A 26869-nucleotide genomic window follows, 5' to 3' on the forward strand; every position below is an offset into this window, starting at 1 on the left:
GGTCCGGGCCCTAGTCCAGCAGGAGCGCGGGCTCTTCCAGGATGGCTGCGACGTCGGCCATGAAGCGTGCGGACAGGTCACCATCCACCACGCGGTGGTCGAAGGATCCTCCCAAGGTGGTGATCCAGCGGGGAATCACCTCACCGTCCAGGACCCAGGGCTTTTGCTTGATGGTTCCGAAAGCAACGATGGCCACCTCGCCCGGGTTGATGATGGGCGTGCCGGTGTCGATGCCCAGGGCACCGATGTTGGTGATGGTGAGCGTGCCGCCCTGCATCTCGGCCGGCTGGGTCTTCCCGGCCCTGGCGGTGGTGGCCAGGTTGTTCAGCGCCAGCGCCAGCTCCTTCAGGGACAGGTCCTGGGCATTCTTGATGTTCGGGACCATCAGGCCGCGCGGGGTTGCGGCGGCAATCCCCAGGTTCATGAAGTGCTTGACATGGATTTCAGCGGTGTCGGAGTCTTCGTTGTCCACCCACGACGCGTTCACGCTGGGGTTCCGGGCCGCGGCCCAGATGACGGCCTTGGCCAGGATGAGCAGCGGCGAGACCTTGATGCCCTCGAAGTCCCGGGAGGCCTTGAGCCGCTTGACGAATTCCATGGTGCGGCTGGCATCCACGTCCACGAAGATGCTGACGTGCGGCGCTGCGAAGGCGGATTCCACCATCGCCTTTGCGGTGGCCTTGCGGACGCCCTTGACCGGAATCCGCTCCACGCGCTGGTCCTGCGGCTTTCCGGCCTTGCCCCAGAAGCCGTCCGCCTTGTCCAGCTCGGCATCGCGCTGAGACTGGTAGCTGACCAGGTCCTCGCGCGTTACTTCACCCCGTGAACCGGTGGCAACAACATCTGCCAGGTCGATGCCCAGGTCACGGGCAATTTTCCGGACGGGCGGCTTGGCCAGGACCCGGTTGACCAGGCCCGTGATGGTACCGCCAAGGGTAGGACGGTTGTCGACGGCCGCGGGTTCGGTGGCGGACACTGCAGCCGGCGTGCCCGGCTGGACAGGTTCAACCTGCGGGGCATTGACCGTCACGGCAGCGGCCGGCGCCGTTTTCCGCGGGCGCCGCTTGACCGCGTCGGCCTTGGGGCCGGACCCCACCAGCGGGCCGGCGGCCGGGGCACTTCCGCCAGCGCCGCCGTCGGCCGTTGTGTCCACTGCCGCATCCTGCGGGAGCTTGCCGTAGAGCGGCTGCACTGGTGCTTCCGGTGCACGGACGTCAGCGGGTGTGGGATCGCCGGACACGTGGTCGCTGACGCTGATGATGGCCGTGCCGACGTCCACGGTCACCCCTTCCCCCACCAGCAGTTCGGTGACCGTCCCGGCGAACGGGGACGGCAGTTCCACGATGGACTTGGCGGTTTCGATCTCGCAGAGGACGTCATTGATGGCGACGGCGTCGCCCGGCTTGACCTTCCAGGAGACGATTTCCGCTTCGGTGAGGCCCTCGCCGACATCGGGCAGGTTGAACTTGTTCAGGGTCATGGTGTCCTCAGTAGGAGAGGGCGCGGTCCAGCGCCTCCAGGATGCGGTCGATGTCCGGAAGGTAGTCTTCCTCCACCTTGGCAACGGGATAGGGCATGTGGAATCCGCCAACGCGGATCACCGGGGCCTCGAGCGAATGGAAGGCACGTTCACTGATGCGGGCGGCGATTTCGCCGCCGATTCCACCGAAGGTGGGCGCCTCGTGCGCCACGATCAGCCGTCCGGTCTTCTGGACGGAGGCGGTGACGGTGTCGAAATCGATCGGCGAGATGGACCGGAGGTCGATGACCTCAACGCTCCTGCCGTCCTCCGCCGCGGCGTTGGCGGCCGCAAGCGCCACGGGAACCAGGGGGCCGTAGGCAACAATGGTGGCATCAGTACCCTCACGCAGCACGTGGGCCTTGAAGGGGTCCTCCGAGGGACCCGGAGCGTCAACGTCGACGTCGCCCTTGAGCCAGTAGCGCCGCTTGGGTTCGAAGATGATCACCGGGTCCTGGCATTCCACGGCCTGCTGGATCATCCAGTAGGCGTCGTGCGGGTTGGAAGGGGTGATGATGCGCAGGCCTGCCGTGTGCGCGAACAGCGCCTCGGGGGACTCGGAGTGGTGCTCCACGGAGCCGATGCCGCCGCCGTACGGGATGCGGATGACGACGGGAACCGTAAGGTTGCCGTGGCTGCGGGCGTGCATCTTGGCCAGCTGGGTGGTGATCTGGTTGAAGCCGGGGAAGACGAAGCCGTCGAACTGGATCTCGCAGACGGGGCTGTAGCCGCGCAGGGCCAGGCCGATGGCGGTGCCGATGATGCCGGATTCGGCCAGCGGGGTGTCCACCACGCGGTCCGGGCCGAACTCGCCGATCAGCCCGTCGGTCACCCGGTACACACCACCCAGGGGACCAATGTCCTCGCCCATCAGCAGCGACTTGGGGTTTGCCGCCAGGGTGGCCCGGAGGCCCTCGTTGATGGCCTTGGCAATGGTCATGGTGGTCATCAGTGGCCTGCCTTTGCTTCCTGCGCGGCGGCTTCTTCCTCGCCGGCGAATCCTGCGCTGTACTCCTCGAACCATGCCAGTTCCTCGGCCACCAGCGGATGCGCCTGGGCATAGACGTTGGCGAAGGCCTGCCGGATGTCCGGGTTTTCAAGATCATGGGCGGTGCGCCGGACATACGCGGCCAGCTCGTCGCCGTCGGCCTTGACCTTGGCGAAGAAGTCGTCGTCCGCCAGGCCTTCGGCACGCAGGTACTTCTCGAGCCGTGTCAGCGGATCCTTGGCCCGCCAGGCGTCTTCTTCCGTCGACGGGCGGTACTTCGTGGGGTCGTCGGCGGTGGTGTGCGCGCCCACCCGGTAGGTGAAGGCCTCGATCAGGACAGGTCCGTTGCCCTGGCGGGCATGCTCCAGGGCCCATTCGGTGACTGCATGCACGGCGATCACGTCGTTGCCGTCCACCCGGATCCCCGGGAAACCATAGCCCTTGGCGCGGTTGGACAGCGGAACCCGGGTCTGGACGTTGGTGGGTACGGAGATGGCCCAGTGGTTGTTCTGGCAGAAGAACACCACCGGCGCCTTGTAGGAGGAGGCGAACACCATGGACTCGTGCACGTCACCTTCCGAGCTGGCGCCGTCACCGAAGTAGGCGATGACGGCGGCGTTCGGCTGCTCGTTGGCCGCATCCGTGGCGGCGGCGAGCTTCTGGTCGCGCTGGATCCCCATCGCGTAGCCCACGGCGTGGAGGGTCTGGGCAGCCAGGACCAGGGTGTACAGGTGGAAGTTGGTGTCCTTGGGGTTCCAGCCGCCGTTGGAAACTCCGCGGAACTGGCGCAGGAGTTCGGCCAGGTCCACGTTGCGGGTCAGCGCGACGCCGTGCTCCCGGTACGTGGGGAAAATGTAGTCCTGCGGCTGGCTGGCACGGCCCGAGCCAATCTGCGCTGCCTCCTGGCCGGTCAACGGTACCCACAGTGCCAGTTGGCCCTGGCGCTGGAGGGCGGTGGCTTCAATATCGAACCGGCGGATAGCGGCCATGTCCCCATACAGCCCACGCAGGTCCTCCGGGGTCAGTTTGTCCGCGTAGCCGCTGAAGACCGGATCGCTGCCGAGCTTCCCGTCGGGGCCGAGCAGCTGCACCATCTGGGCCGCGGGCTCGCCCATGACGGCTTCAGCATCGGCTTCCCGCTGATCGTCTACCGCTGTTCCGTCGAACTCGGTGGAAGGCAGATGAGTGCCCATACCGTCTCCTTGCTTGCCGCATCCGGATGCAATGCAAATGTCGCTGGGATATATGCCTCAAAAGGAATACATTCCCCTTGCGGCATATACATTGGCTTACTGATCCTAACTTTATCTTCGGTAAGTAGCGGGAGGGCTACTTGTTAAGTGCTAGGAAGTTGCCGCTGCCTTTGTATAGTCGGCACACAACTGGAGGAACCGGGTGTTGGCCTCGGGTTCCCCGATACTGACCCGGACGCCCTCCCCGGGGAAGGCCCGCACGGAGAGGGCACGCGTCCCCGCCAGCTCCGCAAAGGCTGAACTTTCAGCACCGAGTGCCAGCCATACGAAGTTGCCCTGGGCATCCGGGACGGCCCATCCGAGCTCCTTCAGGCCGGCGGTTACCCGCGCCCGCTCGTCCACGAGCTTTTGTACCCTTTCCACAACCTGGGCGTAATTCCCAAGGGAAACAATTGCCGCGTCCTCGGCAATTTGGGACACGGCGAACGGGGTGGCGGCAACGCGGAGGTACTGCGTCAGTTCCGGTTGGGAGACGCTGTAGCCCACCCGAAGGCCGGCCAGTCCGTGGGCTTTGGAGAAGGTCCGCAAAACCACCACGTTGGGGTATTTGCGGTAGAGGTCGATCCCCTCAACGGCGTCCTGGGCCCTGACGAACTCCTGGTAGGCCTCGTCGATGACCACCACCACGTCCGCCGGCACGGAACGGATAAAGGCTTCGGTTTCAGCAGCGCCGAGTGCCGGGCCCGTGGGATTGTTGGGCGTGCAGAGAAGGATGACTTTGGTGCGGGCCGTTACTGCAGCCGCCATCGCTTCCAGGTCATGCCGTCCGTCCGCGGTCACGGGGATGCGCACGCTTTCCGCACCTGCCAGGCCCACGCTGATGGGGTACGCCTCAAAGGAACGCCACGCATAGATGACCTCGTCCGCCTTGCCGTCCTCGTTCTGGCCCGCAAAGGCAGCCAGAATCTGGTTCAGTGCGCCCAGGCTGCCGGCGCCGGTGACGATGTCCTCGGCGGGCACGCCAAGGAATTCCGCCAGCGCCGCCCGGAGTTTGCTGCTCAGCGGATCCGGGTACCGGTTGAAGTCCCGCTGCCGGGCGATCGCCTCGAGGACGGCCGGGATCGGGGGCAGCGGGTTCTCGTTGGACGACAGCTTGTAGCTGGCCAGCCCGCTGACGGCGGCCGGTGGCTTTCCTGCAGCGTAGCGGGGCAGCCGCTCCAGCACCGGGCGGGGTGCAATGCCGCCTGCCCTGGTCTCAGATGAGGTCATGGCTTCTAGCCTACTTCCAAGCCCCCACGGGAATCGGGGGACCATGCACCGAAATTCAGGGCACGCTGCCGGCCGCACATCAGCACCTTGTGGAAGCATGGTGCCATGGGTTCATTCATCCTCCGGGTCATCGTCAATGCCGCAGCTCTTTGGGTGGCCAGCTGGATCCTGCCGGGCATGGACATCTCCAGCACGGCGGCATCGGATGCCGTGGCCCGCAGTGGTATTTCACAGGACACCGATGCCATCGGGATCGTCCTGGCCTACCTCTTCATCGGCCTCATCTTCGGGGTGGTGAACGCCTTCGTGCGGCCGCTGGTCAGACTGATGGCGCTTCCCATCACCATCCTGACCCTGGGCCTGTTCGCGATCGTCATCAACGCCGCCATGCTGTACCTGACAGCCTGGATCAGCGGCTACACACCGGTGCACCTCACTATCGATTCCTTCTTCTGGACCGCCGTCCTGGCGGCGATCATCATCTCCCTGGTCTCACTGGTGGCAGGTTTGCTCCCGGGCGGCAGGCGCTGACCCCCGGTCCGGGATCCAGCCTCTAAGTAGGAAGGCGGGCGGAAACAGGTACCCGGCAGGTGCCGTTTCGCCACCCAGCTCCCAAAACAGCAGTACCCGCCACCCATGACCCCTGCCGGACGGGCCGCTTAGGCTGCGAACCGGGGCCTCCAGAGGCCCTGTTGCTGTCAGTTCCGGACCACGGGGGGCCCACGCATGAAGCCCATGAGATTCCTGCTTGCCGCCTGCCTGCTTTTGGCGTGGCAGGCAGGCCCTGCACAAGCAGACGCCGAAACAGGGCCGGCACCGCGGAGCATGACCGCGCTTGGCAACGACATCTCCTGGCCCCAGTGCGGCGCAGACCTCCCCGCACCCCCGGCATTCGCAATCGTGGGCGTCAACGGGGGACGGCCGGACACCGTCAACCCATGCCTGGCTGCCCAACTGGCGTGGGCGGACCAGACGTCGGATGCCGCCGGGGGAACTCCGGCGGCGGTGTACGTGAACACCGCCGCAACAGGACCGGTGGAGTCGGTGTGGTGGCCTGCGAGCAACAGCTACCGTGGCATGGACGTCAGCAACCCCTACGGAGTGTGTGACGGCACGGGGGCACCTGCCTGCGCCTACGTCCACGGGTACGCCATGGCCGCCAATGACGTTGCCATCCTGAAGGACTCCGGCGCCGGGGAGCTGCGGCGCATGTGGTGGCTGGATGTTGAAACCGGAAACAGCTGGCTGTGGGACAAGAGCGCCAATGCTGCGGAGCTGGAGGGCATGACCGCGTTCCTGGAGGGCACTGGCTTGGACGTGGGGATCTATTCCACCGGTTATCAATTCGGTGAAATTGTGGGGGAAGTGGGCCCCGGCAGCAACCTCTACCGGCTGAGGAACTGGCTGGCGGGTGCGGAATCCACGGACTCTGCCCGCGAATACTGCTCGGCTTCCCCCCTGGCGCCGGGCGGGACCGTCACGCTGACCCAGTTCACCGAAGGCGACCTGGACTACAACTACCGGTGCACAGCCGCCGTGCCGGCGCCGGCCCCGAAGCCCGCCCCGCAGCCGGACCCGCAGGGAAAGACGCGCACCAAGAGGTTCGCGGAAATGCACGCCGCCCAGATCTCCTGAGGGCCTGCCCTGCTTTGGCTGGATGCAAGTTTTACCTGGCACCCGGCTGCGGCCGCCCCGAAAAGGGGTCCCTGCGTTCCCTGGGAAGAGGAGGCGGTGGCGGCTTGGACAGGGAAAACCTGGTGGCAGTGGCAGCACCGCCGGCACCCAGGACCCCGCCCAGCACCGCCGTGGACTGGGCCAGGGACGGGTCCTTGCTGGCGCCCACCAGGCGGGCTGCCTCCTCATAGCCGGTGAGGCGGTGGCCCGGCCCCAAGCCGGCGTCTTCTCCCCCGCGCACGTAGAGGTCGTTGTTCACGGTCACCGTGACCTGGTTCCTGGCATCCCGGTTGTCCAGGCCATCGCTGCCGGGCACCCAGTCCGTGCGGTGTTCCAGGTGAAGAGTGCTGACATCGGGGGGAGGCGTTATGCGCGAAATGGGCGATCCCGCAGTCAGGACGTATTTCATGTCGTACTCCTTGAGGAACTCCTTGTCCGCCGCCAGGTTCATGGCATGGATTCCGCCCTGGCTGTACCCCACCGCAACGACGTCCGCTCCCGGCTCGGCGCCGGCCTCCCGGAGTGCCTGCAGGACGGCGGCATTCACCTGCCGGGAATCGCTGCCCAGGCCGTCGACGATTCCGGCAAGATCGAACGGGTTGGTGCCTTCGTCTTCGTCATGGACCTGGGTTCCCGGAACCACCACCACGTAGGCCTTTCCGCCTCCGTTGTCCACCTCGATGACTTCGATGTAGCCACTGCCGCGCTCCTCCACCAGCCTGACCCGTTCAAGCAGCCCGGCGGGGGTGGCGTCGAGGTCGATGGGCACGCGCTCTTCCTGCCTGGCCGTCACCGGGCCCGGACGCAGCGCGGGGTTGACGCCTTCGACCAGAGACTTGATCAAGGGAAGGGTGGTGACGGCATTGGCCACCAGCATCTCCATGGCATCCCCATTGAGGAATCCCGTCCGCCAGAAGTCCACATGCTTCCGGAGTTCAACGTCCGGATTCGACAGGCCCAGCATCCACTGCGTGTGGGCAATGGATTCGGCCATCTGGTAATCCCACCTGCAGCTCCGTACCTGGCCGCTGATCCGCTGGAGCTCCAGCCGGACCCTGAGGACCGCCTCCCTTGACTCCCCCACCGCAATAAGCGCTGCAGTCCCCGTGGTTCGCGGCTGGTTCTGGTACTCACCAAGCTCCCGCCAGACCGTGAAAAGCTCCGCCTCGATGGCAGCGAGACGGCCGGCGAGTCCATCGAGCTTCGCGGCCCCCGCATCCAGTTCCTCCAGCTGGACGGTGATTCCACCCACGCCACCGGAAATGGTCAGGATGCCGTCCGGGGGCGGTGGTGAAACGTGGATGGGACCTCCTGAACCGGAGGGCGTCACATCGGCCATCAGAACCGGCTGCCCGGCGAGCACTCGGCCGTCAATGCCGCGCTGGCGTGCGCGGCCACCGCGGCAGACGCCTCCCGCACCCGGTCAAGCGCCCTGCGGACCGCCACCGCCTGCAGGCTGACCGAATCGCGGTATGCCTGCCCGGCAGGTGATTCCCAGTTCGCCAACTGGATCTCGTGGAATCCTGCGAGCACCTCTTCCGCCGTGTGACAGCACTGCGCCACCCTTCGCCCCAGTTCCTGGACTTCAAGGCTGACGCCCAGCCCGTTGCCCCATATCCCGTCCGTCAGATCGTTCCCCATGCCAGCTCCCCGTCACGGCCTTCCCGGCCAGATGTTTCGCCATCTCCCTGCTGTGTCCAACGCTAGGCAGGCAGCCCCCGCGGGGTAAGCACCGCCGTCGGCTATGTGGACAAGTAACGTGGCCGCCCGGCTTAAGGCGGTGCCGGACTTCATGAAAGAATCAGCACATGCCTGAAACTGCCGCCACAGCTGATACCCGTACGCCCTCAGGACGCCTGGCCCTCGCCGCGTCATCGGAAAAAATCGCGCTCGGACCCCTGGACGGCCGTTACCAGTCCGCCGTCGCCCCCCTCGTGGACTACCTGTCCGAGGCCGCCCTGAACCGCGACCGGGTGGCTGTGGAAGTCGAATGGCTCATCCACCTGACCAGCAACAACGTCCTGCCGGGAGCCGGTCCCCTCAGCAAGGAGCAGCAGGACCAGCTCCGCGCCATCGTCACCGAATTCGACGCCGCCTCGGTAGCCGAACTCGCAGAGATCGAGGCCGTCACCGTCCATGACGTGAAGGCCGTGGAGTACTACATCGGCCGCCGGCTGCCCGCTATCGGCATCGAAAACCTGACCGCCATGGTCCACTTCGGCTGCACTTCCGAGGACATCAACAACCTTTCCTACGCGCTGGGCATCAAGGGCGCCGTGAAGGATGTGTGGCTGCCCGCCGCCCGCGCCCTGGTGGAACAGATCAGCAGGATGGCGGAAGACAACCGCGCCGTCCCCATGCTGTCCCGGACCCACGGCCAGCCGGCCACGCCCACCACCCTGGGCAAGGAGCTGGCTGTCATCGCGCACCGCCTGACCCGCCAGCTGGACCGGATCGAAAAGACGCAGTACCTGGGCAAGATCAACGGTGCCACGGGCACCTACGCCGCGCACGTGGCCTCCGTCCCGGGCGCTGACTGGCAGCAGGTGTCCCAGACCTTCGTGGAGGGGCTGGGCCTGACCTGGAACCCGCTGACCACGCAGATCGAGAGCCACGACTGGCAGGCAGAGCTCTACGCCGACGTGGCACGCTTCAACCGCATCCTGCACAACGTCTGCACGGATATCTGGAGCTACATCTCCATCGGCTACTTCGCCCAGATTCCGGTGGCCGGCGCGACGGGTTCGTCCACCATGCCGCACAAGGTGAACCCCATCCGCTTCGAGAACGCCGAGGCCAACCTGGAGATCTCCAACGGCCTGCTGGACACCCTGGGCGCGACGCTGGTCACCTCCCGCTGGCAGCGCGACCTGACCGACTCCTCCAGCCAGCGCAACATCGGCGTGGCATTCGGCCATTCCCTTCTCGCCATCTCCAACGTGGCCAAGGGCCTGGAGCGCCTGGACGTTGCCGGGGACGTGCTGGCAGCGGACCTGGACACCAACTGGGAAGTGCTGGGTGAAGCCATCCAGATGGTCATGCGCGCGGAGGCGATTGCCGGCGTCGAAGGCATGGAGAACCCGTACGAGCGCCTCAAGGACCTCACCCGCGGCCAGCGCGTCGACGCAGCGCGCATGCGCGAGTTCGTTCAGGGACTGGGCCTTTCCCCAGATGCCGAGGCACGCCTCCTTGCCCTTACCCCGGGCAAGTACACGGGCATCGCTGACCAGCTGGTGGACCACCTGAAGTAGGCTCCGCACCAACGCAGAAGATTACGACGGCGGCGCCGGGCTCCCCAGGGCCCGGCGCCTTTCTGCGACCCCGGCGATGTGACGCCCGTTCCGGCCGTACGCCGGCAGCATTCCGGAGTGCGAAACTGGGACCATGAAGTTGCTCCTGATCCGCCACGGCGAAACCCCCGGCAACGTGCTGGGCCAGCTTGATACCGACCATCCCGGCCCTGGGCTGACCGAACTGGGCGAGCGCCAGGCGGAGGCCATGGCGCGGGCCCTGGCCAACGAACGCATCGGGGCCCTCTACGCCTCAACGCTGATCAGGACCCAGATCACCGCCGCCCCGCTGGCGCGGCTGCAGACCCTCGATGTCGAAGTGCTGGAAGGGCTGCACGAAATCGAGGCCGGATCGCTGGAGAAGCTCACCGACCACGAATCCCACAAGCGCTACATGGGGACGGTCATCTCCTGGGCCGCCGGGGACCTGGATCTCCGCATGCCGGCGGGTCCGGACGGCCACGCCTTCTTCGAACGGTTTGACGGTGCCATCGCCCGGGTGGTGGAGCGGGCCGAACATCACCAGCACGGCACCGTTGCGGTCGTCAGCCATGGTGCAGCCATCCGCACGTGGGCCGGGTTGCGGGCCGACGGCGTTGACCACGAGTTCGCCGCCCGTCATGTCCTTGCCAATACCGGGATCGTGGCGTTGGAGGGCGACCTGCGTGCCGGCTGGAACCTGATCCATTGGGACGGCAGCCCGGTGGGCGGCCTCGCCCTGGCGGACCCGACCGCCGAGGACCCGACAGGGCGGGACGCGGGCGCCCCCTAGACCTGCTGCCGGTGGCGCCGGGGAGAGAAGATGCGCATTGCCTTGCACGGGACGGCACCCGGCTCCACGCGCTGACTTACACGGCTGCGCTGGTCGTCCCCGCCGGGCCGGCTGTCTTGGGCCTGCACCGGGGCCGCGGGGATCAGCCGTGCTGCCATCGCCGCGGCGCTTGCCGCCGTCGGCCGTTCGACGGGATCCATGGCTGTCAGGGACCGCAGCAGGATGGCCCATTCACCGAGGTGGTCCGGAACATCCGGTGACCGCAGGGTCCTGGCCACAAGGGATTCGATGGCGGTGCCCGGAAACGCCTTGGAGCCGGTGAGAAGCTCCAGCAGGACCAGGCCCATGGCGTACACATCCCAGGAGGGGTCAGCCGTGCCGCCGGAGGCCTGCTCGGGGCTCATGTAATGCACGGTGCCGGAGGAAATTCCGGGCTCGGGAGCCGACCCCGCCGCGGCGGCGATTCCAAAATCGATGATCCGGACCGGACTCCTGCGCAGCCCGCTCAGCATCAGGTTGGCAGGCTTGATGTCCCGGTGCACAAGCCCGCTGGAGTGAAGGTGCGCCAGTGCACGGAAGAAACCCTGTGCCCAGAGTGCAACATCCCCGGGCCCCGAATTCTGCAGCCGGATGGTTTCGGCCAGGCTCGCGCCCAACGCAAGTTCCTCCACCAGAAAGGGGCGCCCGGAATGGCGCCCGCCGTCGGGCATGACGCCCTGGGCCAGCAGCCGCACGATGGACGGGTGGTTGAGCCCCGCCAGCACGCTTGCTTCATTGCGGATGCGCTGGTGCTGCTTCCGGCCGTTGACTGCCGCGATCTTGACTGCGGCATCAGGACCGCCCTCCAGGTCAACCGCACGGAAGACTTCGGCAGCGGACCCGCGGCCCAGGCGTTCCCTGAGCTGGTAGCGCCCGGCAATGAGACCGTCCGGGCCAGGTTTCTGCGGGCTGAGCGGCAGTACAGGCGCTGCCGTCCCGGCGATGCTCATGCTGAAAGGGCAGCGGAGGTGTGCGTGGCGCGGACATCGGCCGGCTGCCAGGCATCCAGCTGGAATCCGCAGGCGCAGCGCCACACGGGCGGAAGCTCCGTACCCCCTGCGTCGGCCGGCGTGAAGGTGTAGCTGGCGCGGTGCCATCCCACAGCCGGCGTCACGAGCTGCATGGCGGCACCACAGTGGACTGCCGGATCTCCCTGCGGCGCAGTGGTGCCGTCCAAGGTGGATTCCAGCAGGTCGCTTGTCAGGACCGCCCCGGCCAAGCGGGGTTCAGGCGGTGAAACTTCGGTGAAAGTAACCAACACACTCACGACTCCGTTGGGAAGCAACTTTGGGAACAATCGTAAGCTTACATATAACTAGTTGATCTAGCTAGTCCACCTAGTGAATTTTCTGGTCCTTGCCTTCGGGCGCCTGGAGCGCGTCCGTCATCCGCTGGAGGAAATCGACCACGACCCGGGCCTCCTCCGCGGTCAGGCCTTCCGCCACCTGCATCATGCGCCGGTGCATGGCGCCGAGCGTCTCGCGGACCTCCTTGTCCGATTCAACGGTGGGGATGACCACCACGGACCGGCGGTCCGAGGGATGCGCCTCGCGGCGAACGTGGCCGCTGGCCACCAGCCGGTCGATCAGCGAGGTTGTGGAAGCGCTAGTAATATTGAGGAACTGGCTCAGGTCCTTGGGGACAACCTGCTTGCCTGAGGCCTGCACACGCAGCAGATACCGCAGCGCGAGAATGTCGGTTTCCCCCATGCCCATGGAGTCCCTGGTGGTGCGGCGGATTTCGGTTTCGGCCGCGCGGTAGTCGCGGAGCGACTTCAGCACCGCAGCACTGTAGTCCAGCTGCCCGTCGGGCCCGTACCAGTAGCCGGATCCCTCGTTGCCCATAGAAGCCATGGATTTATTTTAGACCAGCTGGTAACTAGGCTGCCAAGTAACCTGCCCAGCCGCGTCAACATCCGCGTTATCCAGGTGCTTACCGCCAGGAAACACCTGTGTAACTCCCCGCGCCTAGCCTTATCAGGCATACCCCTCCGGCGAATCGAGGCAGATATGCAGACCAACCCCAGGCTGAACATCCGGCAGGTCCCCTGGTCCAACCCCGTGGGCGCCGACCTCCGCCGCGCCCAGCAGGCCGAACTTGACGCCCGCTTTGGCCGGCCTGACCACGAACCCGGCCCGCCGCCGTCGGGCGCCGACTGTGCGGTGTTCCTGGTGGCGTACGACAAGGGTTCGGGGCAGCCTGTGGGCTGCGGGGGGCTGCGGCTCCTGGACGGATCGACGGCGGAAATCAAGCGCCTCTACGTACTGCCGTACACGCGGGGATCCGGGGTGGCCAGCTCCATCCTGGCGGCCCTGGAAGCGGAGGCCTTCAGGCAGGGCATTACCCGCATCAAGGCAGAGGCGGGGTCCGCGCAGCCGGACGGCCGGAACTTCTACGAGAATTCAGGATTCGAGGCCATCCCGAACTTCGGTCCCTACGTCGGGGTGGAACACTCGTACTGCTACGCCAAGAGCATCAATGCCCGCAGCGCGGCGCAAACCGCCATGGCCTAGCAGTGGAGCCCGTGGCACCGGTGCCGGCGCGCCGTCACACTGGAAGGGCGCACCGCCCCTTCGGCTAATCTCAGCCTATGGAAACAGCGGACATCACCTTCCGGACCCGCAAGTGGGTGCGGCCCGAGGACCTCAACGCCAACGGGACGCTCTTCGGCGGCAGCCTGCTGAAATGGATTGACGAAGAGGCCGCCATCTATGCCATCCTCCAGCTGGGAAACGGCCGCGCCGTCACCAAGTACATTTCGGAGATCAACTTCGTCAGCTCGGCCGTCCAGGGCGACCTCATCGAGATGGGCCTCACGGCCACCCGGTTTGGCCGGACCTCCCTCACCATGCGCGCCGAGGTCCGCAACATGATCACGCGGCAAAGCATCCTCACCATCGAGGAGATCGTGTTCGTGAACCTGAACCAGGACGGCAAGCCCGAGCCGCACGGCTACACGGAGATCACCTACGACCGGGACCGGATTCCCACGCACCACCTCAGCGGTACCACGGTCAAGGACTAACGTTCGCCCCCGGTTCACGCCGCGGGCCCCCAGAGTTTCCCCATCTGGTCCAAAGTGGACAGCCGGGCTGTTTATCGAATCGATAGGTATAACAGCCCGGTTTTTGTCATGCGCGGCTATAGGCTGTGCGGACATGCTCCGATTCCAGTCCAGAAATGAGTCCTGATCGTGCGTAAATTGCAGACTTTGGTTGCCGCCGCCGTCGCCGTCACCCTCCTCGCCGGATGCGGTGGTGGATCGAACCCACCAACTTCAACGGGGGAAGCTTCCAAAGCTCCGCAAGGTGCTTCCGGGGACACCCTGGTTGTCTACACCAACTCCAACGGTGAAGGCCGGGGTGACTGGCTGGCCGCCAAGGCGGCCGAGGCCGGATTCAAGATTGAGATCGTGGGGGCCGGCGGCGCTGATGCCACCAATAAACTCATTGCCGAGAAGAACAACCCGATCGCGGACGTCGCATTCGGCTTGAACAACATGTACTTCTCGCAGATCAAGAACGAGGGCGCATTGGAGGCCTATCAGCCGGCGTGGGCAGGTGACGTAGACAAGGGACTCGGTGACGGCGAGACGTACTGGCCCCTCGTGAAGCAGGCGATCCTCCTTGGCTACAACTCTGACAAGTTCGCCAAGGATGCAGCACCGAAGGACTGGACTGACCTGTGGGCCAAGGATGAGTTCAAGAGCCGCTATGAAAGGGTCACCGGCCTGGGCACCGCCACAGCCCAGCTGGTCTTTGCCGGCATCCTCTCGCGCTACCGGGATGACTCAGGGGATTTGGGAATCTCCGATGACGGTTGGAAGCAGGTTGAGCAGTACTTCAAGAACGGAAGTCCCGCCGTGGCGAAAACCGACCTGTTCGCCCGCATCGCATCCGGTGAAGTGGACATGGGGCAGATGCCGTCCTCGATCATTGCCGACCGCGAAAAGTCCTTCAAGGTGAACGTCGACACGGTGATCCCTGCGGTTGGCGTCCCGCTGGCGGTAGAGCAGATCGCGCTGGTGAAGGGGACCAAGAAAAAGGACCAGGCGCAGAAGTTCATCGACTGGTTTGGCAGCGCCGAGGTCCAAGGCGAGTTCGCCCAGAAGTTCAACTCCATGCCGGTCAACAAGGGCGCCCAGGCAAAGGCCAATCCCGAGGTGGTGGGCTTCTTCGCGGATCTTAAGCAGCAGGACATCGACTGGGACTTCGTCCAGAAGAACATGGGTGCCTGGGTGGAGAAGATCGAGCTCGAGTACATGACGTAACCGTCCTGCCAGTCACCGTTCCGCTTTCCATCAGACAGGTATGCCATGATCCGCTTGGAAAACATCGAAGTTACCTTTGGCGATTTCACCGCCATTCCGCAGCTGGACCTGCATGTGCGCCCCGGCGAGTTCTTCACCCTCCTGGGGCCCTCGGGCTGTGGAAAGACGACGGCGCTGCGCACCTTGGCCGGCTTCATCCAGCCGGCCAAGGGTACGGTCCGGGTGGATGGGAAGGACGTGACCCGGCTTCCCAGCGACAAGCGGCAGGTGGGGATGGTGTTCCAGAATTACGCCCTGTTCCCCAGCATGAGCGTGTGGGAAAACATCGCCTTCGGGCTCCGTGTCCGGAAAGAAAAACCTGCCGAGAGCGACCGACTTGTGCGGGATATCGCGCGGCGCGTTGAGCTCAGTGATGAGCAGCTGGCGAAGAACGTGGCGGAGCTGTCCGGTGGCCAGCAGCAGCGCGTTGCCGTGGCCCGCGCCCTGGTGCTGCGGCCCAAGATCCTGCTGCTGGATGAGCCGCTGTCGAATCTCGATGCCAAGCTCCGCCACCAGCTGCGCCAGCAGCTCAAGGACCTGCAGAGTGAATTTGGCATCACCACCGTCTATGTCACTCACGACCAGGATGAGGCACTCGCCATGAGTGACCGCGTCGCGGTGTTCAACAAGGGCGTCATCGAGCAAGTGGGGACACCCCAGGACATCTATGACCATGCCGCCACGGAGTTCGTCTGTAACTTCATCGGCGACAGCTCAACCCTGACTCCGGACTTTGTCTCCGAGGTGAACCAACTTTCGGGGGCCGGCCTCAGCACCGACGCCAGATCCTACCTCCGCGTGGAAAAGGCTTCACTGGACCGGCCCTCCGGCGGAGGCACCGCCGTCGGGCTTCCGGCCACTGTGGTCTCCCGCACCTATCATGGCCTCCACAGCCGCTACGTTGTGCGCAGCCACGGCGCGGACATCCGCCTCCTTGTCAGGGAGAACGGAGGCACGCACCCGGAGGCCGGCACGAACACCACCGTCTATGTCCAGCCTGAACACATCCTCCAGTACCATCCGGAAACCGGTGCGTCGCTGCGCCGGGACCGGGCAGTTGCCCTGCCATGAGCGCCAACGCCACTGTGCGCAGCATGGGCCGTTCACCCTTCGTCCTGGTGGTGGGCGTCGTCCTCACCTGGTTCATCACCGCGTTTTTGGTCTGGCCCAACGTCAATATCCTGATTGCCACCTTCTTTCCTGACGGCAGCTTCTCGGGGCGCGCCGCGGAGAAGCTGTTCTCGTCGCAGCGGGCCATGAAGGCACTCGGCAACAGCTTCCTCCTGGCCGTGGCCCTTTCCGTCACCGTCAACCTGGTGGGGGTCTTCATCGTGCTGGTGACGCACTATTTCCGGATCCGCGGCTCGCGCATCCTCTTCCTTGGCTACGCCTCCACCTTCATCTATGGCGGCATCGTGCTGGCTGCGGGATACAAATTCATTTATGGGGACAAGGGCATCGTCACCTCGCTGCTGGTCAAGCTGATCCCCGGAATGGACCCGGGATGGTTCTCCGGGTCTTTCGCCGTCCTGGTGGTCATGACCTTTGCCACCACCACCAACCACATGCTCTTCGTGGCCAACGCACTCAAGGGGATCGACTACCAAACCATCGAGGCCGCCCGGAACCTTGGCGCATCCCCCTGGACGATTCTTCGGCGCATCGTCCTGCCAATGCTCAAGCCCACGCTGTTCGCCGTCACCATCCTGTCGTTCCTGACCGGGCTGGGGGCTTTGAGCGCACCGCAGGTGCTGGGCGGCCGCGAATTCCAGACCATTACCCCGATGATCCTGACCTTCACCAACAGCCCCACGTCCAGGGACCTGGCAGCGCTGCTGGCAGTGATCCTGGGCCTGGCCACCATGCTGATGCTCGCCGTCATGTCCCGGCTTGAGAAGGGCGGCACCTACTTCTCGGTGTCCAAGGTGTCCTCCGAGCTGCAGAAGCAGGACATCACCAACCCCACAGCCAACATGGCCGTCCACGCCGTGGCATATCTCCTCTTTGCCATCTACACGCTCCCGGTGGCCCTGATCGTGCTCTACTCGTTTGCCGACGGCGCGGCCATCCAGACGGGGCAGCTGTCGCCGGCCAACCTCACGCTGGACAACTACGTGCGCGTCCTCACCCAGCAGTCCGGGCTCCGTCCATTTGTCGTCAGTGTTGTGTACAGCGCCTTGGCGGCCGTTATTGCCGTCGGCGGACTGCTCTTCGTGGCCCGGCTGCTGCAGAAATACAAAAACTGGGTGGCCTCGGCCTTCGAGTACCTGCTGCACATTCCCTGGATCCTGCCGTCTGCGCTGCTGGCTTTGGGCCTGATCGTCAGCTACGACCACCCCAGCCCGCTGGTGGGCGGTGCCGTGCTCACCGGAACAACGGTGATCCTGCTCATCGCATTCGTCACGGTGAAGATTCCGTTCACCCTCCGGATGCTCAAAGCGTCCTTTGCCTCCGTGAATTCATCGCTGGAGGAGGCTGCATCCATCATGGGCGCCAAGACGCTGTACGTCTTTCGGCGCATCCTCCTGCCGTTGGTACTCCCGGCGGCAGCAGCCATAACCGCCCTGAACTTCAACAGCCTGTTGGACGACTATGACACAGCCATCTTCCTGGCCCACCCGCTGGTACAGCCGCTGGGCCTGGTGATCAAGGCCAACACCGATGGCGCAGAAGGCACCGAGGGTATTGCCAACACGTTCGTCTACACGGTGCTCCTCATGATCATCACCGGCGTGACGATGTACCTGGTCTACGGCAGGTCGGGGCGGAGGCGGACCAGGAAACGACTGCCCGCGGTACCGCCCGTCCAGCAGGCTCCTGGAGGACTCCCCGGCGCCCAGGCCCCGGGCGGGGACGACGCAACACGGCCTGCCGCGGCCGTGCGCTGAATCACCTGCCGGCACTGCTGCCGACGGCGGCGCGTTTGTTGCGCCGCCGGGCCAGGTTGAGCAGGCCATCACGCAGCGGCTGGCCGCGTTCGGTGAGCGCGACGCGGCCCAGCGCCGAGGACGCCAGGCTCACCGCGCGGGTCCGGAACCTCCGCTGCCGGTCGTAGGCGCGCAGTGCCTGGTCTTCGGGCAGCGTGTTAAGCAGGTCTGCAAGTGTCACCGCGTCAACCAGCGACTCGCAGGCGCCGCGGCCAAGTGTGGGCATCATGGCATGGGCCGCATCACCGATGAGCGCAATCCTGCCACTGACGTAGGAGCCCAGGCGCGGAACCGTCCACAGGCGCTGGACCAGGCATTCCTCCGGCGTGGCTGCAGCAAGGGCGCGCCGGATGGCAGGTGCGTGGCCCGCATAGCGCTCCCTGGCCTGTTCCAGCGCTGACGGAACGTCGATCCCGTAGGGGCCAAGTCCGGACCGGTAACTGGCGTACCAGAAGGACCCGCCCCGGGCGGCGGCCATGCCGAACAGGTCCCCGCGGCCCCAGTACTCGCCCACCTCGTCCGGGGCAACTGGAGTAGGCAGGGTCCCGCGGAGGGCGAGGTAGGGCGTCAGACGTGCGTCCGCGCCGGGACCCCAGGCCGTGCTGCGGACAACGCTGTGGACGCCATCGGCGCCAACCACCAGTCCCCCGTCCGCGGGCAGCCCCCGTATCTGGCTGGTGGCCCGGCGGACGCTCCCCGGGACGGCCGTGTCCAGGAGCCGCAGCAGGTCGGTCCGGGAAATGCCGAACATTTCCCCGGCATCGACCGTAACCCAGGGCTCCCCCTGGGCGTTACGTACCGACCCGCTCCCGAGCACCGGGCTCACCGCCCGCGCCTGGTCCAGTATCCCCAGCCGGGCCAGGGCGCGTTGGGCGTTGGGCCACATCCCGAGAGCGTTGCCGACGGCGGGCAGTTCCGGACGCTTCTCGTACACCGTCACGTGGAAGCGGTTGGGGTCCAACGCCGCCGCGAGGGCAAGCCCGGAGATGCCCCCGCCCACGATGGTGATCGTCTCCATACGCAGGATTCTACTACTTTTGTAGTGAATTGAAAGGAGTCCCACTAGACTGTGGCCATGCGCGACAGACGTACCCAGCTCCTTGATGCCGCGCTGTCCGTGGTGGCAAACAAGGGGCTGAAAGGCCTCACGCACCGGGCCGTGGATGCCGCCGCCGACGTGTCCGAAGGCACGACGTCAAACTATTACCGCAACCGGTCAGCACTGGTGGAAGGCGTCCTGGACCGTTTGCTGCAGCTGGACGCAGAGCTCCTGCAGCGCGTTGGCCCGGCCGGTCCCCCACGGGACGTCGACCAGCTGGCCGGGCAACTGGCCGCGATGGTTCTCGCGCTGGCCCGGCAGCATGCCGGCCTCACCAGGGCCCGGCTGGCCCTGTCCCTGGACCATCCGGAGGCGGTGACCGGCGGGCACCACCTGCTGGTGGGCGGGCTGGAACAGGCTCTTGCAGCCCTGGGGGTGGCTGACGCAGCAGCACGCGCCCGGGATATCGCGGACTACGGCGACGGGGTGCTGTTGCACCTGCTTACCGTCAGGCGCGACGAGCAGCCTGACGCTGCCGCCATCGCGGCGGCCGTCCGGCGACTGGCAGGCCCCTGAACCCACCCCGGCCGACCGCCGTCGTCCTTCTCCCGCGGCTTTAGGCGCCGCCGGGCCAGCCCGTGTAGGCCTCGGCCAGGTAAGCCATGCCGTGGCGGGAGGAGACCACCGAGTTCAGCTCGCCGAGCTGGCGCGCGCGGGAGAAATCGTCCGCGTCGGCGGGGGTGTGCAGCATGGTGGTCATCCAGTACGAGAACTGCTGCGCCTTCCAGACACGCTCCAGGGCCCGGTCGCTGTAGGTTTCCAGCAGGCGGCCGGAACCGGAGTTGTAGTGGCTGTCCAGCCCCTCGAAGAGGACCTTGACGTCGTTGATGGCAAGGTTCAGGCCCTTGGCACCGGTGGGCGGCACGGTGTGCGCGGCGTCGCCGGCGAGGAAGAGGTTGCCGTGGCGCATGGGGGTGTGGACGAAGCTGCGGAACGGCAGCACCATCTTTTCCAGGACGGGCCCTTCCTTGAGCTCGAAGCCGTTGCCGTTGACACGGCTCCGGAATTCGGCCCAGATCCTCTCGTCGTCCCAGTCGGCCACGTTCTCCTTGGGGTCGCACTGGAAATACATCCGCTGGACTGTCTCCGTACGCTGGCTGATCAGGGCGAATCCGTTGGCCGAGTTGGCGTAGATCAGTTCATCGGAGCTGCGCGGGGCCTCGGCCAGGATGCCGAACCAGGCGAAGGGGTACTCGTGGAAGTACCACTTGCGGTGGGCTTCCGGGATCTGGAACCGGCAGTGGCTGCGGGAGCCGTCGGCACCCACCAGGAAATCCGCCTGGATCTCGAACTCAACGCCTTCGGAGTCGGTAAACCGGACTTTCGGGCTGCCTTCCAGGTCATGGACAGTGGTGTCGGTGACGCTGTAGCGGACGTCGCCGCCGTCGTCCTTCCTCCGCGCGGCGAGGTCCAGGAAGACGTCCGTCTGCGGGTACAGCCAGACGGACTCGCCCACGAGGTCCTTGAAGTCGATGCGGTGGCTCTCGCCGTTGAACCGCAGTTCGATGCCATCGTGCCGGTCGCCCTCGCGCAGCACACGGTCCGAGACCCCGCTGTCCACCAGCAGGTTGACCGTCCCGTGCTCCAGGATGCCGGCGCGGACGGTGTGGGCAATCTCCTCGTGGCTGCGGACCTCGATGACCGTTGACTCGATGCCTGCCTTCGCCAGGAGATGGGACAGCATCAGCCCTGCCGGGCCGCCTCCCATGATGGCCACCTGGGTGGTGATGGTTTTTCGTGCCATGACTGCGTCTCGCTTCGTTGCGGGTCCCGCCACGGGCGGCACCGGACCGGTTTGTCTGCCATCAGTGTGGGGGAAGCCGGGTGACCGGCGTTACAGAAATTCCGTTGAATGGTTCAGGCGTCCGCAAGTTGCCGGGCAATGCCCCGGGCGGCCGTTTGCAGTGCCGGAACCAGTGCCTGCAGGCGCATCTCCTGCAGGGGCACCACGACGCCCAGTGAGGCTACGGCCCGCTGCCGGCGGTCCAGCACGGGCACCGCGATCCCCCAGGTGCCCGCATCCACCACGCCTTTCAGTTGCGCAAAGCCCTGATGGGCGGTCTCTGCCAGCAGCGCCCGGACGTCGGCCGCAGCCAGCCTTCCTTCGGGATCGGTGAACTGGCCCAGGTACTCCTGCTGCATGGCCTTGTCCTGGTGGGCCATCAGCGCCAGTCCGGCGGACGAGATATGGATGGGCATCCTGCCCGCTACCTGCGCCCGGTTGGCCACCGAGCCCCGGCGGGACAGCCGTTCCACAAAGAGCGCCTCCCAGCCATCCAGCACCGCGAGGTTCACGTTTTGGTTCAGGACCTGCTGGATGTCCTCCATAAAGGGCATGGCTGCCTGCCGGAGCGCCAGCGCCGGCGAGGCACGGTTCACCAGTTCCCACAGCCTGAGTCCAGGCCGCACCATCCCGCCGGGAGCAGTCTCCAGCAGTCCGTAACCTGCCAGCTGGCCCACCAGCCGGTGGGTGGTGGTCAGCGGAAGGCCTGCCCGCCCGGCAAGGTCAGACAACTGGAGGGCATTGACATCCTGGGGAAACGCGGAGATCAGCCGCACGATCCGGTCCACCACGGAATCGCCGGACGGGGAGTTGGCCAGCGTGAACACCTGCTTCCATTGAATGGGAAAAGTTGTCCCAGATTACACCCGATAGTGATACAAACCTCACTGGGGATGTGGGCAATGCTGCCCACCCACTACCGGCAAAGCAGCCTGCCGCTCAAAACTCCTGGAAGATACACCGAGGTATTTCTATGTCATTTGCGCCATCCCAGCACCGTTCCAAGTGGCCAGTCTGGCTTTGCTGGCTGGCTATGGTTCTTGACGGTTTTGACCTGGTGGTTTTGGGCACCGTCATTCCCACACTGATCAAGACCCATGAGCTTGGCTTCGACGCGGTGGGTGCCACCTTGGCCGCCACAATCTCACTGGTGGGCGTTGGCGCCGGTGCCCTGTTCATCGCCCCGCTGTCCGACCGCTTTGGCCGGCGCCGCCTCCTGGTGGCCTGCGTCCTGTGGTTTTCGATCTTCACCATCGCCGTGGTGTTCGCACCCAACGTGGCGGTGTTCTGCGCCTTCCGGCTTCTTGCCGGGCTGGGTTTGGGCGCCTGCCTCCCGGCCGCCCTGGCCTACATGAACGACTACGCTCCGGCAGGTACCGCCGGAAAGTCGACCACCCGGACCATGACCGGCTACCACGCCGGCGCTGTGGCCACGGCCTTCCTTGCCCTGCTGCTGATCCCGGACTGGCGGATGATGTTCATCGTGGGCGGGCTGGCAGGCTTCGCCCTGGCACCCTTCCTGTGGTTCAAGCTCCCCGAAACCCTTCCCCCGGCGGCGGCAGGAACAGAACCTGCCGCAGCCCGCACGGGCTTCCGGGACCTGGCACGGAAGCCTTACCCCTTGGTGGCGCTGGCCATCGCGGCCGCGTCCTTCATGGGGTTGCTCCTGGTCTACGGCCTGAACACCTGGCTTCCGCAGCTGATGGCCGGCGCCGGGTACACCGTCAGCACCGGCCTGGTTCTCCTGCTGGTCCTCAACGTAGGGGCCGTGGTGGGCCTGGTGATCGCAGGGATCCTGGCCGACAAACACGGCACCAAGCGTGTGGTGCTGCTGTGGTTCGGACTCTCCGCGGTTTTCCTGGCTGTCCTGAGCGTCAAGATCCAGAATGAACTGCTGCTCAACGCGGCAGTCTTTGTCACCGGCGTGTTCGTCTTCAGCGCACAGGTCCTGGTTTACGCATGGGTCAGCCAGCTGTTCCCGGCAACCCTCCGTGCTACAGCCCTCGGCTTCGCCGCCGGGGTGGGCCGGCTCGGCGCGATCATGGGCCCCGCCGTCACCGGCACGCTGGTCGCTGCCAACATCGCCTACCCCTGGGGCTTCTACGTCTTTGCGGCCGCTGCCGCGATTGCCGTGGTGGCGCTGGTGACGGTGCCGCACACCATCGCTGCGGTCCGGGAAGCATCAGCCGCGGAACGTCCGTAACGCGTCACTGTCCGTCCCTGCCCCTGGTGTTGCAGGGACGGGCACAAGGCGGTCAGGCCGCCGTCGTCCTTTGCCTGATCCGGCGCCATGCGCCGGGCGCCAGCACCACGGCAATGCCGACAGCGGCGCCGATCACGGTCTCGATGATGCGGTCGCGCAGCAGGATGGAGGGTGACGCCGGGACCACCAGCAGTGTTGAGACCAGCGCGAGGGGTGTCACGAAAACCTGGGCCAGAAGGTACTGGCGGATGATGAACATCTCGGCCCCGAACTGGCACAGCGCCATCACCAGCACGGTTTGCCACGGCTGCAGGCCCACCAGCAGCACGGCCGCGAGGACCAGCAGGCCCAGGACCGTGCCGATGATCCTTTGTATGCCGCGGCGCACCCGGTGCCTGGTGGTGTGGCCCACCAGCGGCACCACGGCAGCAACCATGGCCCAGTAGTTGTGCCCGAACCCCAGGCGCTCCCCCGCCCACGTTGCCAGCGTGCCGGCAAGGCCTGCGGCCACCAGGTAGCCGAGTCCTTCAACCCAGGCCGCGCGCTTCTCCGCGGGAGTGCGGCGGATTCGGGGCGGCCTGGCCCAGGGAGTCCTGTGGCTGGGAAGGATGCGGGACGAGAAGCCGACCAGCAGGGCGAACACCGTGGTCAGGACGGCCACCAGCATGCCTTGCCAGAGCGGCGGCTGGTTGGGAATGGATGCGATGGCGGCGAAGGCGAAGATATGGAAGAGCGAGCCGCCGGGGCGCAGCCTGAGCCAGGAAATGGCAACCGAACAGGCGCCGGCCACCAGCGTGGTGGCCAGGACCAGCAGCCACGTGTGGGTGGGGGCGTCCAGGCCCCAGGCGGGACCCATGCGCGCCGCCAGCGCCGCCAGGAGCATGACGAGCAGCATCAGCAGACCGGCGCGCAGCTGCAGGATAAACCGGACGGCGTGGGGTTCGCCGCGGCCGTAGATTCCGGTGAAGGCGCCGAAGGACGCGAAAATTGCCAGGTCCAGCCTGCCGAGCAGCACCAGCGTGATCAGCGGAACGAAGACGCCCACGGCGCACCTGAACGCGGGGTGGTGGTCCTTGTTGCCGGGGGCAATGCTGAACATTTCAGCAAACAACTTCACGGGCAGCGCCTTCCTGGGGTGGATTCTGACGGGCGGCCGCGCTGACGTTCCTGATAAATCCTACGGTGCGGGACCCGGAAGGCCCCCGGCGCGTTCCCATGAATGGAATCGGGAGGCAATGCGGTGGAAACAGCACCGCACCATGCTTGTGTCATGAAGCGCCCTGCCCACAACACACCCGCTGCCGAACTGCGCTGCGAGGTCTGCGGCCTGATGCCTGAGCCGCCCAAGGCGCGGCTGACCTTGGCGAACGTCGCCGTGATGCTGCCCATCGAGCTGCTGGTCCACGCCCTGGTGGTGGAGACCCACCTTCCCTATGTGGCCAAGGTCCTGGTGCTGACCCTGACGGCCACAGTCCTGGTGATCTGGGTGGCCGAGCCCTCGGCTGCCCGGATCCTGCTGCGCTGGCTGCACGCCCCGGCCCTCCGGCACCGGCGGCAACTGGCGTCGGCGCCGTCCCTGTGGCGGGCGCGGACGCTTCTCCAGGACCGGCCCGGTTCGCTGCAGCGGATCACGGCGGCGCTGGCCCGGCTGGACACCAACATCCTGAGCATCCACGTCCACCCGGTACCGGCTGGGGTCCTGGATGAGTTTGTCCTCTCGGTGCCCGGGGACGTGGGCGAACGGGAACTGCTGGCGGCACTTCACGACGGCGGCGGCAGCAGTCCGCACGCCTGGCCCACCACCGCCCTGGCCATGGCTGACGGGCAAACCCGGGCGCTCAGCCTGGCAGCGAGGATCGCTGCCGCCCCGGACGAACTCCCCCTGGCGGTGGCCGAGCTGCTGCACGCACGGATTGTGCCGCCGTCGGACGCCGGCTTCAAAGCGTCCGACGACGGGACGCACCTTAAGATCCCCACGGCCTGGCATGGCCCCATCACCTTCTCCCGGCCGGATGAGCCGTTTACGCCGGCTGAGTCCGCGCGGGCCCACCGGCTGGCGGAACTGGCCGAGATCCTGTCCCACCGGCCGGACGGATCCCCCACGGCGCGTTGAGCTTTCCGCGCTGCTGCCGCCCGGCCTTACCCGTGCGCGGCAGTCACAATCCGTCAGCAGGGCCCCTGCAGCGCCCGGCCGGCAAAAACCCTTGACAGTGGCCGGAGTCACTTCTACCTTTGATTTTGGGATCCCAAATTGGGATCCCAAAAGTGCATTTCCCGCTCAACGCTCCGGATCGTCCAGCGGCCCCCTGCCGGCAGGCGCAACAACCCTGCCCGGCACGTACGTACAACGCACCATTCGCATCCTCCCCATCCGTAAACTTCCCCGTGAAGGAGAAGCTGTGTCCATCCCAAACACTGAAACAACGGCCACGTCCGACGAGGCCACCCCCGGCACTACCGAAACGCGCGGAAAGGACGGAACGCAACGGCGCACCTCCGTCCGCTGGCGGCTGTTCCTGCTGCTCCTGGTCCTGGTGTCCGTCAACTACATCGACCGCGGCTCCATCTCGGTGGCCCTGCCCATCATCCAAAAGGAGTTCGACCTCGCCCCGGAACTGGTGGGCCTGCTGCTCTCCGCCTTCTTCTGGACCTACGCCCTGATGCAGATCCCTGTGGGCCTGCTCATCGACAAGTTCGGTCCCCGCAAGGTGATGACCGCCTCCTGCGTGGGCTGGGGCGCGGCAACGGCCGCATCCGGCATGGCCGGCGGCTTCCTGAGCATGTTTATCGCCCGCCTCGGCATCGGCGTGACCGAAGCAGGTGTCATGCCCGCGGGCGGCAAGCTCAACGCCATCTGGATGCACAAGTCGGAGCGCGGCCGCGGTGCCACCATCCTGGACGCCGGCGCCCCGCTGGGTGCAGGCCTTGGCGGCATCCTCATCGCCGGCCTCATCGCAGCGACGGGCAGTTGGCGCAGTTCGTTCGTCATCGCCGGCGCCGCAACAGTCCTGATGGGCCTGGCCGTCTGGTGGTACGTCCGCGACAACCCGCGGCAGCACCGCGGTGTCAATGCCGCCGAAGCCGAGTACATCGAAGCGTCGCACGCTGCCGAGGATGCCGAAGCTGAGCTCGACGGCAGCCAGGGCAAACGCGCACTGCTCCCCTACCTCAAGTTCCGCTCCTTCTGGGCGATGTGCTTCGGCTGGCTCGGCTTCAATGGAGTGTTCTATGGCCTGCTGACCTGGGGCCCGCTCTATCTCGCCCAGGCCAAGGGCTTCGACTTGAAGACCATCGGCTGGTCCACCTTCGTCATCTTCGGTGCCGGCTTCGTCGGTGAAATCCTGGGCGGCACCATTGCGGACAAGTGGCGTGCATCCGGCGCGTCAGCCAACCGGGTGATGCGCACCCTCCTGGGCATCTCGAGTGTCGTGGTGATCGGCGGCCTGGTGGGCGTCACCGTGGTCCCGGACCCCACCACCGCTGTGGTCCTGCTCTCCCTCGTCATGTTCTTCCTGCGCTGGGTGGGCCTGTTCTGGAGCATCCCCTCCATCCTGGGCGGCCGCACCAACGCAGGCGTCCTGGGCGGTGCCATGAACTTCAGCGGCAACATCTCCGGCTTCGTCACGCCGATCGCCGTCGGCCTGATCGTCGGAGCCACAGGTTCCTACACCTGGGCGCTGCTGTACTTCGTGGGTTCCGCGGTGATCATGGGCGCCTCAGTCCTGACGCTGAACTACAACAAGCGGCTTCCTGTCTAAGCTGACCCTCGCAGGGAAACTTGCAACCAACGCCCCCGCAGCCGGG

General features: G+C 66.1%; 26 protein-coding genes. 13 read left to right on the forward strand and 13 right to left on the reverse strand.

The window, feature by feature from the left end; translation table 11 throughout:
* Positions 1-10: 10 nt before the first annotated feature.
* The 4 genes from ACEN9K_RS00440 to ACEN9K_RS00455 form a co-directional block, all read right to left on the reverse strand.
* Positions 11-1480, reverse strand: coding sequence for a dihydrolipoamide acetyltransferase family protein (locus ACEN9K_RS00440; RefSeq protein ID WP_056392469.1), 1470 nt, complete (start codon positions 1478-1480; stop codon positions 11-13).
* Positions 1481-1487: 7 nt separating this feature from the next.
* The gene (locus tag ACEN9K_RS00445) at positions 1488-2468 is read right to left on the reverse strand and encodes an alpha-ketoacid dehydrogenase subunit beta (RefSeq protein ID WP_018769758.1); all 981 of its coding nucleotides are present in this window, start codon (positions 2466-2468) and stop codon (positions 1488-1490) included.
* A complete protein-coding gene (pdhA, locus tag ACEN9K_RS00450; RefSeq protein ID WP_018769759.1) occupies positions 2468-3700 on the reverse strand; it encodes a pyruvate dehydrogenase (acetyl-transferring) E1 component subunit alpha in 1233 nt (410 codons plus the stop codon). Before pdhA ends, ACEN9K_RS00445 begins: the two co-directional genes overlap by 1 nt.
* Before the next feature lie 150 nt (positions 3701-3850).
* A complete protein-coding gene (locus ACEN9K_RS00455) occupies positions 3851-4969 on the reverse strand; it encodes a histidinol-phosphate transaminase (protein WP_495635026.1) in 1119 nt (372 codons plus the stop codon).
* A 105-nt stretch (positions 4970-5074) separates the two neighbouring features.
* Between ACEN9K_RS00455 and ACEN9K_RS00460 the strand changes: the two genes are divergently transcribed.
* Together ACEN9K_RS00460 and ACEN9K_RS00465 are read left to right on the forward strand one after the other, a co-directional pair.
* On the forward strand, positions 5075-5500 hold the full coding sequence (locus tag ACEN9K_RS00460; protein ID WP_495635027.1) for a phage holin family protein: 426 nt from the start codon (positions 5075-5077) through the stop codon (positions 5498-5500).
* Positions 5501-5695: 195 nt separating this feature from the next.
* The gene (locus tag ACEN9K_RS00465) at positions 5696-6604 is read left to right on the forward strand and encodes a hypothetical protein (RefSeq protein ID WP_495635028.1); all 909 of its coding nucleotides are present in this window, start codon (positions 5696-5698) and stop codon (positions 6602-6604) included.
* Between the two features lie 31 nt (positions 6605-6635).
* On the opposite strand, the gene ACEN9K_RS00470 is transcribed toward ACEN9K_RS00465, so the two are convergent.
* Both ACEN9K_RS00470 and ACEN9K_RS00475 read right to left on the reverse strand, forming a co-directional pair.
* Positions 6636-7982, reverse strand: coding sequence for a hypothetical protein (locus ACEN9K_RS00470; protein ID WP_495635029.1), 1347 nt, complete (start codon positions 7980-7982; stop codon positions 6636-6638).
* A complete protein-coding gene (locus ACEN9K_RS00475; protein WP_018769764.1) occupies positions 7982-8284 on the reverse strand; it encodes a hypothetical protein in 303 nt (100 codons plus the stop codon). The genes ACEN9K_RS00470 and ACEN9K_RS00475 overlap by 1 nt, the downstream gene beginning before the upstream one ends.
* A gap of 167 nt (positions 8285-8451) precedes the next feature.
* On the opposite strand from ACEN9K_RS00475, the gene purB reads away from it, so the two are divergent.
* Both purB and ACEN9K_RS00485 read left to right on the forward strand, forming a co-directional pair.
* Positions 8452-9894 carry an adenylosuccinate lyase gene (gene purB, locus ACEN9K_RS00480; RefSeq protein WP_018769765.1) on the forward strand — a complete coding sequence of 481 codons (1443 nt, stop codon included), beginning with the start codon at positions 8452-8454 and terminating at the stop codon, positions 9892-9894.
* 133 nt (positions 9895-10027) lie between these two features.
* Entirely contained in the window at positions 10028-10705 is a 678-nt protein-coding gene (locus tag ACEN9K_RS00485; RefSeq protein ID WP_018769766.1) for a histidine phosphatase family protein, read from the forward strand.
* On the opposite strand, the gene ACEN9K_RS00490 is transcribed toward ACEN9K_RS00485, so the two are convergent.
* The 3 genes from ACEN9K_RS00490 to ACEN9K_RS00500 all read right to left on the reverse strand — a co-directional run bounded on the left by ACEN9K_RS00490 (position 10702) and on the right by ACEN9K_RS00500 (position 12597).
* Positions 10702-11694, reverse strand: coding sequence for a serine/threonine-protein kinase (locus tag ACEN9K_RS00490; RefSeq protein ID WP_144601158.1), 993 nt, complete (start codon positions 11692-11694; stop codon positions 10702-10704). The genes ACEN9K_RS00485 and ACEN9K_RS00490 overlap by 4 nt on opposite strands.
* Positions 11691-12005, reverse strand: coding sequence for a hypothetical protein (locus tag ACEN9K_RS00495; protein ID WP_018769767.1), 315 nt, complete (start codon positions 12003-12005; stop codon positions 11691-11693). Before ACEN9K_RS00495 ends, ACEN9K_RS00490 begins: the two co-directional genes overlap by 4 nt.
* Before the next feature lie 76 nt (positions 12006-12081).
* The gene (locus tag ACEN9K_RS00500; RefSeq protein ID WP_043425008.1) at positions 12082-12597 is read right to left on the reverse strand and encodes a MarR family winged helix-turn-helix transcriptional regulator; all 516 of its coding nucleotides are present in this window, start codon (positions 12595-12597) and stop codon (positions 12082-12084) included.
* Between the two features lie 156 nt (positions 12598-12753).
* Between ACEN9K_RS00500 and ACEN9K_RS00505 the strand changes: the two genes are divergently transcribed.
* From ACEN9K_RS00505 to ACEN9K_RS00525, 5 genes are all read left to right on the forward strand, one after another.
* Entirely contained in the window at positions 12754-13257 is a 504-nt protein-coding gene (locus ACEN9K_RS00505; RefSeq protein ID WP_018769769.1) for a GNAT family N-acetyltransferase, read from the forward strand.
* A 77-nt stretch (positions 13258-13334) separates the two neighbouring features.
* On the forward strand, positions 13335-13769 hold the full coding sequence (locus ACEN9K_RS00510; RefSeq protein WP_018769770.1) for an acyl-CoA thioesterase: 435 nt from the start codon (positions 13335-13337) through the stop codon (positions 13767-13769).
* Positions 13770-13937: 168 nt separating this feature from the next.
* Positions 13938-15014, forward strand: a complete 1077-nt coding sequence (locus ACEN9K_RS00515) for an extracellular solute-binding protein (RefSeq protein ID WP_026265846.1) — start codon at positions 13938-13940, stop codon at positions 15012-15014.
* Positions 15015-15059: 45 nt separating this feature from the next.
* Entirely contained in the window at positions 15060-16124 is a 1065-nt protein-coding gene (locus ACEN9K_RS00520; RefSeq protein ID WP_018769772.1) for an ABC transporter ATP-binding protein, read from the forward strand.
* 23 nt (positions 16125-16147) lie between these two features.
* Positions 16148-17941 (forward strand): ABC transporter permease, encoded by a 1794-nt coding sequence (locus ACEN9K_RS00525; protein ID WP_495635030.1) that lies wholly within the window; start codon positions 16148-16150, stop codon positions 17939-17941.
* 1 nt (position 17942) lies between these two features.
* Here ACEN9K_RS00525 and ACEN9K_RS00530 read toward each other — a convergent pair whose 3' ends face one another.
* Positions 17943-18998 (reverse strand): FAD-dependent monooxygenase, encoded by a 1056-nt coding sequence (locus tag ACEN9K_RS00530; RefSeq protein WP_018769774.1) that lies wholly within the window; start codon positions 18996-18998, stop codon positions 17943-17945.
* A 57-nt stretch (positions 18999-19055) separates the two neighbouring features.
* Between ACEN9K_RS00530 and ACEN9K_RS00535 the strand changes: the two genes are divergently transcribed.
* Positions 19056-19595: a TetR/AcrR family transcriptional regulator gene (locus ACEN9K_RS00535; RefSeq protein ID WP_018769775.1), complete on the forward strand. Its 540-nt coding sequence runs from the start codon at positions 19056-19058 to the stop codon at positions 19593-19595.
* Between the two features lie 40 nt (positions 19596-19635).
* Here the strand turns inward: ACEN9K_RS00535 and ACEN9K_RS00540 are convergent, their stop codons facing one another.
* Together ACEN9K_RS00540 and ACEN9K_RS00545 are read right to left on the reverse strand one after the other, a co-directional pair.
* Positions 19636-20823 (reverse strand): 4-hydroxybenzoate 3-monooxygenase, encoded by a 1188-nt coding sequence (locus tag ACEN9K_RS00540; protein ID WP_134164884.1) that lies wholly within the window; start codon positions 20821-20823, stop codon positions 19636-19638.
* A 113-nt stretch (positions 20824-20936) separates the two neighbouring features.
* Entirely contained in the window at positions 20937-21680 is a 744-nt protein-coding gene (locus ACEN9K_RS00545) for an IclR family transcriptional regulator (protein ID WP_134164958.1), read from the reverse strand.
* A 215-nt stretch (positions 21681-21895) separates the two neighbouring features.
* Between ACEN9K_RS00545 and ACEN9K_RS00550 the strand changes: the two genes are divergently transcribed.
* Complete coding sequence (locus ACEN9K_RS00550) at positions 21896-23065, forward strand: MFS transporter (RefSeq protein ID WP_018769778.1); 1170 nt, start codon at positions 21896-21898, stop codon at positions 23063-23065.
* A 52-nt stretch (positions 23066-23117) separates the two neighbouring features.
* On the opposite strand, the gene ACEN9K_RS00555 is transcribed toward ACEN9K_RS00550, so the two are convergent.
* Positions 23118-24182, reverse strand: coding sequence for an FUSC family protein (locus tag ACEN9K_RS00555; protein ID WP_134164882.1), 1065 nt, complete (start codon positions 24180-24182; stop codon positions 23118-23120).
* A gap of 153 nt (positions 24183-24335) precedes the next feature.
* On the opposite strand from ACEN9K_RS00555, the gene ACEN9K_RS00560 reads away from it, so the two are divergent.
* The gene (locus ACEN9K_RS00560) at positions 24336-25178 is read left to right on the forward strand and encodes an ACT domain-containing protein (protein WP_478222664.1); all 843 of its coding nucleotides are present in this window, start codon (positions 24336-24338) and stop codon (positions 25176-25178) included.
* Positions 25179-25464: 286 nt separating this feature from the next.
* On the forward strand, positions 25465-26823 hold the full coding sequence (locus tag ACEN9K_RS00565) for an MFS transporter (protein ID WP_018769781.1): 1359 nt from the start codon (positions 25465-25467) through the stop codon (positions 26821-26823).
* The last annotated feature ends 46 nt before the right edge of the window (positions 26824-26869 follow it).

Source organism: Pseudarthrobacter sp. Pseusp20 (genome assembly GCF_059492155.1).

What these genes read in the sequence shown, in the direction of transcription:
- ACEN9K_RS00440 (WP_056392469.1), bottom strand. Translation starts at nt 1,480, where the DNA reads ATGACCCTGAACAAGTTCAACCTGCCCGATGTCGGCGAGGGCCTCACC.
- ACEN9K_RS00445 (WP_018769758.1), bottom strand. Translation starts at nt 2,468, where the DNA reads ATGACCACCATGACCATTGCCAAGGCCATCAACGAGGGCCTCCGGGCC.
- pdhA (WP_018769759.1), bottom strand. Translation starts at nt 3,700, where the DNA reads ATGGGCACTCATCTGCCTTCCACCGAGTTCGACGGAACAGCGGTAGAC.
- ACEN9K_RS00455 (WP_495635026.1), bottom strand. Translation starts at nt 4,969, where the DNA reads ATGACCTCATCTGAGACCAGGGCAGGCGGCATTGCACCCCGCCCGGTG.
- ACEN9K_RS00460 (WP_495635027.1), top strand. Translation starts at nt 5,075, where the DNA reads ATGGGTTCATTCATCCTCCGGGTCATCGTCAATGCCGCAGCTCTTTGG.
- ACEN9K_RS00465 (WP_495635028.1), top strand. Translation starts at nt 5,696, where the DNA reads ATGAAGCCCATGAGATTCCTGCTTGCCGCCTGCCTGCTTTTGGCGTGG.
- ACEN9K_RS00470 (WP_495635029.1), bottom strand. Translation starts at nt 7,982, where the DNA reads ATGGCCGATGTGACGCCCTCCGGTTCAGGAGGTCCCATCCACGTTTCA.
- ACEN9K_RS00475 (WP_018769764.1), bottom strand. Translation starts at nt 8,284, where the DNA reads ATGGGGAACGATCTGACGGACGGGATATGGGGCAACGGGCTGGGCGTC.
- purB (WP_018769765.1), top strand. Translation starts at nt 8,452, where the DNA reads ATGCCTGAAACTGCCGCCACAGCTGATACCCGTACGCCCTCAGGACGC.
- ACEN9K_RS00485 (WP_018769766.1), top strand. Translation starts at nt 10,028, where the DNA reads ATGAAGTTGCTCCTGATCCGCCACGGCGAAACCCCCGGCAACGTGCTG.
- ACEN9K_RS00490 (WP_144601158.1), bottom strand. Translation starts at nt 11,694, where the DNA reads ATGAGCATCGCCGGGACGGCAGCGCCTGTACTGCCGCTCAGCCCGCAG.
- ACEN9K_RS00500 (WP_043425008.1), bottom strand. Translation starts at nt 12,597, where the DNA reads ATGGCTTCTATGGGCAACGAGGGATCCGGCTACTGGTACGGGCCCGAC.
- ACEN9K_RS00505 (WP_018769769.1), top strand. Translation starts at nt 12,754, where the DNA reads ATGCAGACCAACCCCAGGCTGAACATCCGGCAGGTCCCCTGGTCCAAC.
- ACEN9K_RS00510 (WP_018769770.1), top strand. Translation starts at nt 13,335, where the DNA reads ATGGAAACAGCGGACATCACCTTCCGGACCCGCAAGTGGGTGCGGCCC.
- ACEN9K_RS00520 (WP_018769772.1), top strand. Translation starts at nt 15,060, where the DNA reads ATGATCCGCTTGGAAAACATCGAAGTTACCTTTGGCGATTTCACCGCC.
- ACEN9K_RS00525 (WP_495635030.1), top strand. Translation starts at nt 16,148, where the DNA reads ATGGGCCGTTCACCCTTCGTCCTGGTGGTGGGCGTCGTCCTCACCTGG.
- ACEN9K_RS00530 (WP_018769774.1), bottom strand. Translation starts at nt 18,998, where the DNA reads ATGGAGACGATCACCATCGTGGGCGGGGGCATCTCCGGGCTTGCCCTC.
- ACEN9K_RS00535 (WP_018769775.1), top strand. Translation starts at nt 19,056, where the DNA reads ATGCGCGACAGACGTACCCAGCTCCTTGATGCCGCGCTGTCCGTGGTG.
- ACEN9K_RS00540 (WP_134164884.1), bottom strand. Translation starts at nt 20,823, where the DNA reads ATGGCACGAAAAACCATCACCACCCAGGTGGCCATCATGGGAGGCGGC.
- ACEN9K_RS00550 (WP_018769778.1), top strand. Translation starts at nt 21,896, where the DNA reads ATGGTTCTTGACGGTTTTGACCTGGTGGTTTTGGGCACCGTCATTCCC.
- ACEN9K_RS00560 (WP_478222664.1), top strand. Translation starts at nt 24,336, where the DNA reads ATGAAGCGCCCTGCCCACAACACACCCGCTGCCGAACTGCGCTGCGAG.